Genomic DNA, 9,675 nt, shown 5'->3' with positions numbered 1-9,675 from the left:
ATAGGCACCAGTTCCACACCCTGATTTTCCAATTCAGGCAATTGCTGCTGTAAAACATGCAGCGTCTCCGGATAGGGATGGCCTATCACCACGACGTAACCCTTCTTTTTCGCGATCGCCACGGACTTCCTGAATTGTCTTGTGATGTAATCTTCGTCGCGCTGATCCTTTGCTTCCAGAAACACCATGCGCCGCAAAAATGGCAAATTGTACCGTTGGGCAGATCTTTCTGCGACAGTCTTGCTCGTTGTTCGGCTGTCCACAAACATCAGATTGTATTTTTTCAATTCCCGGCACACGACATCCATCACGCGCGCGTCAGCAGTGGCTTTGGAGCCCATGTGATTATTCACGGCGACGGCCTCGGGAATTTCCTCCACTGCCCGCCGAATTCGCCGAGTGATCTCTTCATCGCTCATCTCTGTCATAATTGTAAAGCCGTTATGTTCCACTTCGCCGACGAGCGGCTCCATGGGTAAGTGTATCATCACTTCTTTTTCTGCGGCTTGCGCTTTCTGTTTTATTTGCCGGGAATGTCGCTGTCCGGGAATAATTGACAGGGTGATTGGAAAATTCAGCGCCAGAAAAGAATTACTGACCGCGTTCTGATAATAGCCAAAATCATCGATAATAATCGCGATACGGTTCAATTTGCGTTTCAAATTAGCGCTGGGAACAAAAGTCAGCGCCAGCAATGTATCGCTTTTGTCGGCGATGAGGAGCTGCGAAGTGTTGTTTGCCAGATTCTCCCGGGTGAAGTAATCCAGATCCATTTCGTTGATAATCTGGATGATTTCCACGATCACTTCAATGGCAGGCAGGTCTGCCGGTAGCCGAACACGGACTGATGTGCCCCGCTTTTTCACCCACGCGGGTTTGATGTTAAAATTAGTGTAAATTTTATTCAAATAAAAATCAAGCTTCTCCTTTGTTGGCAATTCGTCCGGATTGATGGACTCTTCCGCGGGAAGCGGCTCATCGGGCGCCTCGATGCTTTCAGTCACAGAAGAATCAGCCGCATTCTCTCCCGATGTGGAAGATTTATTCCCTGGTTTGAAAAGAAAATAAATCAACAGCACGCTCAAACCAATGAGCAGCAGCAATCGAATGTAGCGAGCCAGCGTATCAAAAAATTGATTTTTTTTCGGGCTACGCCGACGCCGTACATTGGTCGACGCTTTTTTCCGTGTCGTCTTGCGATAATTTGTGGAAGGCCTCTTTTTTCGCTTGTTCATATTTGAAATCTTTCCTCATCTCGTTAATTCAAAAAACTTGCCTTTATCGTACTCCACGATGGAATTCTCGTCGCCGTGGAATCGTTTTGCGTCTGATGATCTTCCCAGCGGCTGATGACCCAGTAGCCCTGTCGGCGAATGAACAGAAAATCGCATTTCCCTTTTGCCAAACGGGGGTAACTGTTTGATAACACATGATGTAAATTGAGTTCGTAATCCGTACGGATCAAAATTGAATCCGCAAAATCGATCCGGTCATAATCCAGCGAAAAATGAAGAGTTCGCACAGAATCATCAGGAATCGATGTCAGCAATTTGTTGACGTAAGTTTGCTCCTGTTCCAATCGCCAGGAATCAAAAACGCCGACATTCTTTGACGCCTCGTATTCGTCAGGCACGAAATGAAACAATTGATTGGAATCTGCCAGGCAACGCATGTAATTGTTGACATTTTTTTCCAAAATCGCGTTGCGCATATTGTCCAATACCACGGCCGGATCTGTGGGCACGCGCCACGAGCTTTGATCCGTGGACGGCGGTTCTGCTTTCCGCGTGGCAAATGGATTTTTGCAAGCTGCTGTAAGCAGAAGCAAAGCCATGATTATTTTAAAATTTAAAAAATTTTTTATTCCTGTGGACATGTGAAACTTTCTTTGCAAAAGAAACTATTATCGATTTTTTCAGTATAGAATTTTGTAACTTATTGATTAACAAAAAGCGAGAAATTGATCATGTTCATTCGACTCATGCTTTTATTCACCATCGTTCCGTTGCTTGAATTGGCGCTGCTGATTCAAATTGGCAAACAAATCGGACTTTTTTCCACGTTGCTGATTGTGATTTCCACCGGAATCCTCGGCGCTTTTCTGGCGCAACAGGAAGGCTTTGCCGTCATCCGAAAAATTCAGGAGTCAATTAGCCAAGGCAAGTTGCCTACCGATTCTCTTTTAGAAGGAGCGATGATTCTGGCTGGCGGCATCCTTCTACTCACCCCAGGACTCATCACAGACACGCTGGGTTTTATCCTGCTGCTTCCGATCACACGTGCTCCGATTCGCGACCTCATCAAAAGAAAATTCCGCCAAAAACTTCATCCCGAGGAAATCGACGCCAAATATACCATTGATGACTGAATTCTTTTAAATATAAAATAATTATTGCTATTTAGCAAGAAATAAAAATAAATTTTTTTGGGAAAGTTACGCTAAACTAAGAAGATGATGCTTTGTCAGATTATAGCGATTTGAAATAGTAAAAATAGGCCTTATTAAGTATGGATCTAATCCGTCAGGATTTTATCAATCGAAAATTGCCACCGGACAAAAAGCTGACAGTTAAATCCCATTTTCCACCATTTAGAAATTTTAATCAACTTCTACCAAAACAAAAATCAGGGGCAGGCATCAACCCTGCCCCTTGTGATTTTTAATCCTCAACTTTCGCTGATTTAGCATATTTGAACATAAAAATACACAGAAAAGTAAACATCAAAATACTGATAACCATGCCGATATGATAGCCGTTAATTTGCAATTCGGCGATCCCGACATTCAGTTTATCCTCGAAAAAGTACGCCAGAATTGCACTGATAACGCCCATGAGCGCGCCGCCGGCAATAAATCCGGAAGCGATAAGCGTGCCTTTATCTTTGCGAGCTTTGCCGAGCGCTTCATCCTTCGTGCTTTTTTCAACTAAGTAAGCAACAATTCCGCCGATCAAAATGGGCGTGTTCAACTCCATAGGCAGATACATACCCAGCGCAAATGCCAATGGCGCCACGCCGATCATTTCCATGGTCAGCGCCATGAAAACGCCAGCGAGATACAATCCCCAGGGAACCGATGAAGTGGCAAATACTACGTTCAGAATCGCCGCCATGGCATTTCCCTGCGGAGCCGCCAGCGGATTGGGATGCGCCGGCGTTTTCACAAATCCGTACACATTTTGCAGCAACAAAATCACTCCGCCGACGAACAGCGCGGACACCAGAATGCCCAAAAATTTGAACCTCTCCTGATTGAACGGCGTCGACCCGAGCCAATAGCCTACTTTCAAATCAGTGATAAAAGAGCCCGCCGATGACAAAGCCGTACAAACAATTGTGCCGATAATTAACGCCGATACCATTCCCGCGGGTCCGTGCAATCCGACTTCCACCAGAATAATGCTGCTCAAAATCAGCGTCATTAATGTCATTCCTGAAACCGGATTGACGCCAACGATAGCGATGGCGCGGGCAGCGACAGTTGTGAACAGAAAACTAATGATGACTGTCAACAAAAGCGCGATAATGGCGATGTACCAGGTATCAACCACAGTAGCGCGAACGAAAAGCAAAATCGCGATCGACGTGAGAGCGATGACGAGGATCACCATGGACATGGGAATGTCTTTGTCCGTGCGCACTTCTGCGGTCTTTCCTTTCGCTCCGCTAAAAATTTGTTTGAAACCCATGGAGAAGGCTGAAACGATAATTTTGATATTTTTAATGATACCAATAATCCCGGCTGCGGCGATACCGCCAATTCCGATATGGCGAATGTAGCTTGAAAAAATTTGCTCAACCGTCATGGAACTCACCGGAACATTCCCGGGCAAAACATGCAAATTCAGATGAACGCCGAAATACCAGACCGCCGGGATCAACACCAGCCAGGACACAAAACTTCCGGCAGCGATGATCGCAGCGTAGCGCAATCCGACAATATAACCCAAGCCCATGACTGCGGCGCCGGCATTGACTTTGAAGATTAATTTTGCTTTATCGGCGATTTTGGCGCCAATGGGAACCACGCGCGTAGAAATGACCTCCGCCCACGCACCAAAAGACGCAATGAGAAAATCGTAAATGCCGCCAATGATGGCAGCGAACACCAGTGTTTTCGCCTGTGATCCGCCTTTTTCCCCAGAGACCAGCACTTCGTTGATTGCAGTCGCCTCGGGGAAAGGCAGCAGTCCGTGCTGATCTGCGACGAAGTAACGACGCAGCGGAATGATGAACACAATGCCAATGAAGCCGCCGAACAGCGACGCCAGAAAAATCTGCCAGAAATTCGTCGCCAAGCCGGGAATGATGTAAAGCGCCGGAATAGTAAAAATCGCTCCGGCAACAATCATACCGGACGCCGCGCCGATAGATTGAATGATCACGTTCTCCAGAATTGTGTTCTTTCGCGAATACATGCCAGTGAGACCGACAGCGATAATCGCAATGGGAATTGCCGCTTCGAAGACCTGTCCGATTTTCAAACCCAGATACGCGGCAGAAGCCGTAAAAATTGCCGCCAACAAAAGTCCCCAGCTCACAGAACGCCAAGTTACCTCAGGCCCGGTAAAAGAGGCCGGCATGAACGGCTCGTACTTTTCTCCCGGTTTTAGCGGACGATACGCATTCTCAGGCAAGCCGTTTGATGTTTTTTCCATATTTCCTCCAAGTTAACTCCAAGTCAGGATTAGTTTTGATTTCGGAATCCAAATGTTCAATATAAAAAATTTTCCGCCATTACGCAAGCGTTAAATTTTTTTCAATATTCATTTAAATTGAAAACACAATTTTTTCGTCCTTCGAGTGTTAAATATTTTAATTGATTCTTTGGCTTTCTTTTCCTATATTCGGAAACTTTTTCCCAAGCTATTGTTTTTGAAATCAACCATCACATCAAAAATTCGGACAAATTATGCGCTTCAAATTATTATTTAAAAAACAAAATGTTACGGTGCCATTTCGAGTGATTTTGATCGGCATCACTGCCCTGCTGTTGAATGTAAATTTTTCAATTGCAGGGAGTGCTAATGTATCCGAGAAAGAATTAAGCAGTCAGAAGTTGCTTCCGGTGAAGAAGATTTCCGGAAAGATTCACATTGACGGACGTTTGGATGAAAATTTTTGGCAACAAGCTAAATTTTCCGATGAATTTCAGCAGCAGGAGCCCGGCGACGGCGATCCCCCCAGCGAAAGAACAGAGATTGCCGCTCTGTACAACGGCGATTATCTTTATTTCGGAATCAAATGTTTTGACTCGGAACCGGACAAAATAATCCGCACCGAACTCCGCCGCGACAAACGAATGGACAACGATGATTATTTTGAAATTTTGCTCGACACCTATCATGACAAGAGAAGCGGATTTTACTTCATTTTCAATCCCTACGGCACAAAGCGGGACGCAAAATTAGACGACGAGGGCAGAAATTACAATCCCGAATGGGACGGCATCTGGGAATGCAAAGCAAAAATTAGCAACGAAGGTTGGTTTGCCGAAGTGGCAATCCCCTGGAAAACGCTGCGCTTCGTTGAAGGCCAGGAAATCTATTTCGGCGCCAATTTCGGCAGAATGATCCGACGCAAAAATGAAAAATTAGACTGGAATCACATCCCGCGCGAAGTGGGCACGTGGTCCATTTTCAAACTGACTTATGCCGGGCATCTGGGACCTTTTCAGGGACTGCGCCAGGGCGGGAATCTGGAATTTCAGCCTTTTCTTATCGGCGGGCTGCAAAATGATCAGGAAACAGATTTTAATTTTGTCAAAGACGCGGACATGGGTGTGGACGCCAAAGTGAACATCACGTCCAATCTGGTCGCAGATTTGACTTTCAACACTGACTTTGCCCAGGTAGAAGCGGATCAGGAGCGGGTCAATCTGACACGATTTTCCCTTTACTTCCCGGAAAAAAGAGACTTCTTCCTCGAAGGGGCAGAAATTTTCAACACCAGCGGCGGAAGTCGCTTCTTTCGCGGTCACGGCGGTGGCGGAACTCCGCAAGTTTTTTACAGTCGGCGGATTGGCATCAGCGACGGCCGTCAGATTCCCCTCTGGGGCGGCGCAAAAATCACCGGCAAAATAGGCCGCACCACGATTGGCGTTTTGAACATGCAGACGCGCACAAAAAAATACACTTCTGACGATGAGCAGGTGACCGTGCCGTCGACGAATTTCGGCGTTCTGCGGGTAAAACGGGATTTGTTCACGCGTTCATCAGTGGGAGTTTTACTCACTTCAAAAATCGAAAAAAATAATTCCCGTAACAACCAGGCTTTTGCCATTGATTCGCGAATGGGATTTTCGCCGACGATAAGCCTCACCACGCTTCTCGCGGGCAGCAACACCTCAGACGAAACCAACCAAAAAAATAAAATGGCAAATGCTGATTTCAATTGGCGCACAGATCTTTACGGCGCCAGCATGAACTATCTGGATATTCAGGAAAATTTTAATCCGGAAATGGGATTTGTACGGCGAACTGACATTCGCAAGACATTCGCCAATCTATTCTATTCCCCGCGCAGCAAACGATTTCAATCTGTGAGAAAATTTTCCTATTCTGTTAGCGGCAGTTATCTCACCGACCAGCAAAATTATTTATTGGAAAGAAATTTGAGCCTGAATTACCGGGTTTTCTTCGAGAACAGCGCCCGTTTTATGATGCGCCTGGCGCGCGAATACGAATATCTCTCTTATGATTGGGAAGTGCGCGAAAATATTGAAATCAAAGAGGGCATTTACCAAGGCTACGCTTTTTGGGCAACTTTCCGCTCCAACGAAGCGAAGCCGCTGAATGTATCGGTAAGTTCGACGATATCGCAATACTACGGTGGTACGCGCTACTCTTTGAACGGCGGCATCAACTGGACCGGGATTCCCAAATTCACAGTCAATTCGGATTACAATTTCAATCAAGTCGAATTGCCCAACGCCACGTTCCACACATTCACAGTATCCAATCGGTTAATTTACGCCTTTTCCACCGAAGCCTATCTCAAAGCTTACATCCAGTACAACAGCGACCGTCTTCGCTTCGACGATCGCGTCAAATGGAATGTGAACATTCTGTTCCGCTATATTTTTCGGCCCGGGAGCGATTTCTACATTGTGTACAATCAGGAACAATTAGTGGGCACTGACAACGATGAATTAACCAATCGAACGTTGATGGCGAAGGTTGTTTATTTTTGGCGAAAGTAAATCTGCTAAAAAATCCAGCCCAGGGAATCGGGCGCTTTAAGAGATTTGGCCTCACACGAAGACTCGCAGCCACAAAGAATTTTTTTGTCTCCGTGGCTTGGCGGCTTTGTGTGAAACCTTCTTATATCCTCGTAGCTTTGTGTCTCCCCAGCCAACAAGAAACCTATTTTTTGCCGGACAAACTATCCAATTTCGGAATATTAAATTTTTGGCTCAATTTCCCAAGCTGATCCAGGTCGATGTTTCCGACAATGTTTACGAACACTGCTTTTCCACTATTATCTACGGACATGATCAATAAGCCCGCCACTTTCCCTTTTTCCTCTTTGAGGAAAATTTCTGTTACTTTATCTTTTTTTCTTGCTTTTAACGTGCTCTCCCAGTTTTGCGATTTGAGTTTTTTCGATGTTTTTTCGATCAGCTTTTTCACTTTCTCGATCTTTTTAGCCGGGATGTTAAATTTTTCTACTCGGATTAATGCTAAATTTTTGATTAAATTAGCAAGCGAAGAATCCTGTCCTGTGGAAAACGACGCTACCAGTTTTAACAGCCGTTTGGTAATGAATACTTCCACGGTCTCGTCAGCATTTTTGAACTCTTCGATTCCTTTCAAATCCACGTAGCCGGGCATTTTTTCGTAATTTTCCTGAGCCCATGCTGTGGAAATCCATAGCACTGCCAAGAATAATAAAACATTTTTACACTTCATGATTTTCCTCCATCCAAAAGTGGTTGTAAAGCTTGTTGCAAAGAAGACTTCATCGGCTTGATGACGTCTTCAGGGAATACTTGTTTTTGCAGAATTTCACCGGCATGACTCGTCGCGGCGTTGACGTACGCCAGCGCCAATTTTACCTGATTCGCCGCCTGTTCAATCTCTGCCTGCGAATATTGTTCGCGTAAATTAGGCTCGGGTTTGTGCCATTGAGAAAAAAGAAGCGCACCGACGACGATGAAAACGATAAAGGCTCCTGCGAAGCGAAGCGGACGATGTAAAATTGAAACTCGAAGCCACAGCCCGGCGAAAAATTTCGTTGACGTCTTTTCTTCTTTGTCAAAGCCAATGATTTCGTTGACCGACTGAATCACTTCCTGCGGGCAGGATGCTGGGCCAAGGTTTTTCAAATCTTCAAATAATTTCTCATAGTTCCGATAATCGGAACGACACTCCGAACAAATCGCCAGATGACGCTCGATTTTTTTGCGCGTCTTGCGCGATAGCCGCCGGTCAAAATATTCATCAATTAAATTTGTGCACGTCTGACAATCCATCCTCTAATCCTCGTAAATTGGTTTCAAAAATTTTGCTAATAACTTCCTTCCACGGTGCAAATAGACTTTCACCGAATTGAGCGGAATATTCAGCGCATCAGCGATTTCCTCGTACGAAAATCCCTGGATTTCCCGCAAAATGATGGTCTCGCGAATTTTTTCCGGCAATTTGCCAATCGCTGATTTTAAATGACTCTGCAAGTCAGCAAGCTCCAACTCGTCATCAGGCCGCGACGGCTCTGCGGGATTCTGCGACTGAAAATGTTCGCCTTCCGCATGTTGGGAAATCTGATCCATCACCATCTCTCGCCGCTTCCGGCTGTAATCAATACAAAGATTCCGCGTCACTTTCGTAAGCCAACTCTTGACGCTTTTCTTCGACAAATTTCCAAAATGACGCCACAGTTTCACCAGCGCTTCCTGTGCAATATCCTGAGCGTCAGCCGAATTTCCCGTAAAATAATACGCCTGGGTATAAACGAGATCTTTGTACTGAGAAACATATTTTTCAAATTTTATTCTTTTCATCGTTATATATAAAACGAAACTCAAATGCAAAAAGTTACAACAGATTTTGTAATATTTTTCTGCAAACAATTGACGTATTTGTTGCGCACAATAATTTCAAAACAAATTTCAGCAAAATTCGCATTTTCGCTTGACATTTGACAAAATTTATTGTAATTTTAAGTCGTCAAAAGTTACACTTGATGCAAGGAGCAATTTATGGAATGGGCACAAGTTCTTACAATTGTCTTGCCAGTGATGTTGGTGCTTGTTGTTGGTTTCTTTTTTAACAATGCTCGTATTAATGATCTAAATAACCGATTTGATGATGTTAATAACCGCTTCGATGACATTAGCCATCGATTTGGTGATATCAATCATCGATTTGCTGAAATCGATAACAGATTTCAAGAACTCAAAAATGATATGAATCAAAGGTTTGGCGAAATCAATCAACGCTTGATTGAAACAAACGACGCAGTCCGCAGTATCAAAGATTTGATGATTCAATTTTTGCAAAAAGAATCAGGGTACGGCGTTGGCAGAATTAAAGACGGGGAATAGGCGTCTGATTTTTCATCGAGTTCAGCCCATTCATGCCTGTCGATGAAAGTTTTGTTTTGAGCTTCAGCGCTTTCAACTGTTTCTCGGTGAGGCGATCAAATGCTTGTTCTAATAAATTTTCGCCACTCTCG

9 protein-coding genes are annotated in these 9,675 nt (G+C 44.7%); 3 read left to right on the top strand and 6 right to left on the bottom strand.

Annotation, left to right across the window (positions count from 1 at the left end):
- Both GXO74_01425 and GXO74_01420 read right to left on the bottom strand, forming a co-directional pair.
- Positions 1 to 1,235 (bottom strand): divergent polysaccharide deacetylase family protein (locus GXO74_01425; protein ID NOZ60320.1); only part of this gene is annotated, 1,235 nt, incomplete at its 3' end.
- Between the two features lie 23 nt (positions 1,236 to 1,258).
- Positions 1,259 to 1,876: a hypothetical protein gene (locus GXO74_01420; protein NOZ60319.1), complete on the bottom strand. Its 618-nt coding sequence runs from the start codon at positions 1,874 to 1,876 to the stop codon at positions 1,259 to 1,261.
- Between the two features lie 90 nt (positions 1,877 to 1,966).
- Here GXO74_01420 and GXO74_01415 point away from each other — a divergent pair, with 90 nt between their 5' ends.
- Positions 1,967 to 2,368 (top strand): FxsA family protein, encoded by a 402-nt coding sequence (locus tag GXO74_01415; GenBank protein ID NOZ60318.1) that lies wholly within the window; start codon positions 1,967 to 1,969, stop codon positions 2,366 to 2,368.
- A gap of 292 nt (positions 2,369 to 2,660) precedes the next feature.
- On the opposite strand, the gene GXO74_01410 is transcribed toward GXO74_01415, so the two are convergent.
- On the bottom strand, positions 2,661 to 4,658 hold the full coding sequence (locus GXO74_01410) for an oligopeptide transporter, OPT family (protein ID NOZ60317.1): 1,998 nt from the start codon (positions 4,656 to 4,658) through the stop codon (positions 2,661 to 2,663).
- Between the two features lie 254 nt (positions 4,659 to 4,912).
- On the opposite strand from GXO74_01410, the gene GXO74_01405 reads away from it, so the two are divergent.
- On the top strand, positions 4,913 to 7,201 hold the full coding sequence (locus GXO74_01405) for a carbohydrate binding family 9 domain-containing protein (protein NOZ60316.1): 2,289 nt from the start codon (positions 4,913 to 4,915) through the stop codon (positions 7,199 to 7,201).
- 163 nt (positions 7,202 to 7,364) lie between these two features.
- Here GXO74_01405 and GXO74_01400 read toward each other — a convergent pair whose 3' ends face one another.
- From GXO74_01400 to GXO74_01390, 3 genes are read right to left on the bottom strand one after another with little or no spacing between them, the layout of a single operon-like run.
- Positions 7,365 to 7,910, bottom strand: coding sequence for a DUF4252 domain-containing protein (locus tag GXO74_01400; protein ID NOZ60315.1), 546 nt, complete (start codon positions 7,908 to 7,910; stop codon positions 7,365 to 7,367).
- Positions 7,907 to 8,473: a hypothetical protein gene (locus tag GXO74_01395; protein NOZ60314.1), complete on the bottom strand. Its 567-nt coding sequence runs from the start codon at positions 8,471 to 8,473 to the stop codon at positions 7,907 to 7,909. The genes GXO74_01400 and GXO74_01395 overlap by 4 nt, the downstream gene beginning before the upstream one ends.
- A 3-nt stretch (positions 8,474 to 8,476) precedes the next feature.
- Positions 8,477 to 9,001, bottom strand: a complete 525-nt coding sequence (locus GXO74_01390) for a sigma-70 family RNA polymerase sigma factor (GenBank protein NOZ60313.1) — start codon at positions 8,999 to 9,001, stop codon at positions 8,477 to 8,479.
- Positions 9,002 to 9,199: 198 nt separating this feature from the next.
- Between GXO74_01390 and GXO74_01385 the strand changes: the two genes are divergently transcribed.
- Positions 9,200 to 9,544, top strand: a complete 345-nt coding sequence (locus tag GXO74_01385; GenBank protein NOZ60312.1) for a hypothetical protein — start codon at positions 9,200 to 9,202, stop codon at positions 9,542 to 9,544.
- Positions 9,545 to 9,675: the final 131 nt, after the last annotated feature.

This window comes from Calditrichota bacterium, assembly GCA_013152715.1.
Taxonomy (GTDB): Bacteria; Zhuqueibacterota; Zhuqueibacteria; order Thermofontimicrobiales; family Thermofontimicrobiaceae; genus 4484-87.
Note: the sequence above shows the minus strand (reverse complement) of the source record. Positions and strands in the feature narration are given on the sequence as shown.

What these genes read in the sequence shown, in the direction of transcription:
- GXO74_01405 (NOZ60316.1), top strand. Translation starts at nt 4,913, where the DNA reads ATGCGCTTCAAATTATTATTTAAAAAACAAAATGTTACGGTGCCATTT.
- GXO74_01390 (NOZ60313.1), bottom strand. Translation starts at nt 9,001, where the DNA reads ATGAAAAGAATAAAATTTGAAAAATATGTTTCTCAGTACAAAGATCTC.
- GXO74_01420 (NOZ60319.1), bottom strand. Translation starts at nt 1,876, where the DNA reads ATGTCCACAGGAATAAAAAATTTTTTAAATTTTAAAATAATCATGGCT.
- GXO74_01415 (NOZ60318.1), top strand. Translation starts at nt 1,967, where the DNA reads ATGTTCATTCGACTCATGCTTTTATTCACCATCGTTCCGTTGCTTGAA.
- GXO74_01385 (NOZ60312.1), top strand. Translation starts at nt 9,200, where the DNA reads ATGGAATGGGCACAAGTTCTTACAATTGTCTTGCCAGTGATGTTGGTG.
- GXO74_01400 (NOZ60315.1), bottom strand. Translation starts at nt 7,910, where the DNA reads ATGAAGTGTAAAAATGTTTTATTATTCTTGGCAGTGCTATGGATTTCC.
- GXO74_01410 (NOZ60317.1), bottom strand. Translation starts at nt 4,658, where the DNA reads ATGGAAAAAACATCAAACGGCTTGCCTGAGAATGCGTATCGTCCGCTA.
- GXO74_01395 (NOZ60314.1), bottom strand. Translation starts at nt 8,473, where the DNA reads ATGGATTGTCAGACGTGCACAAATTTAATTGATGAATATTTTGACCGG.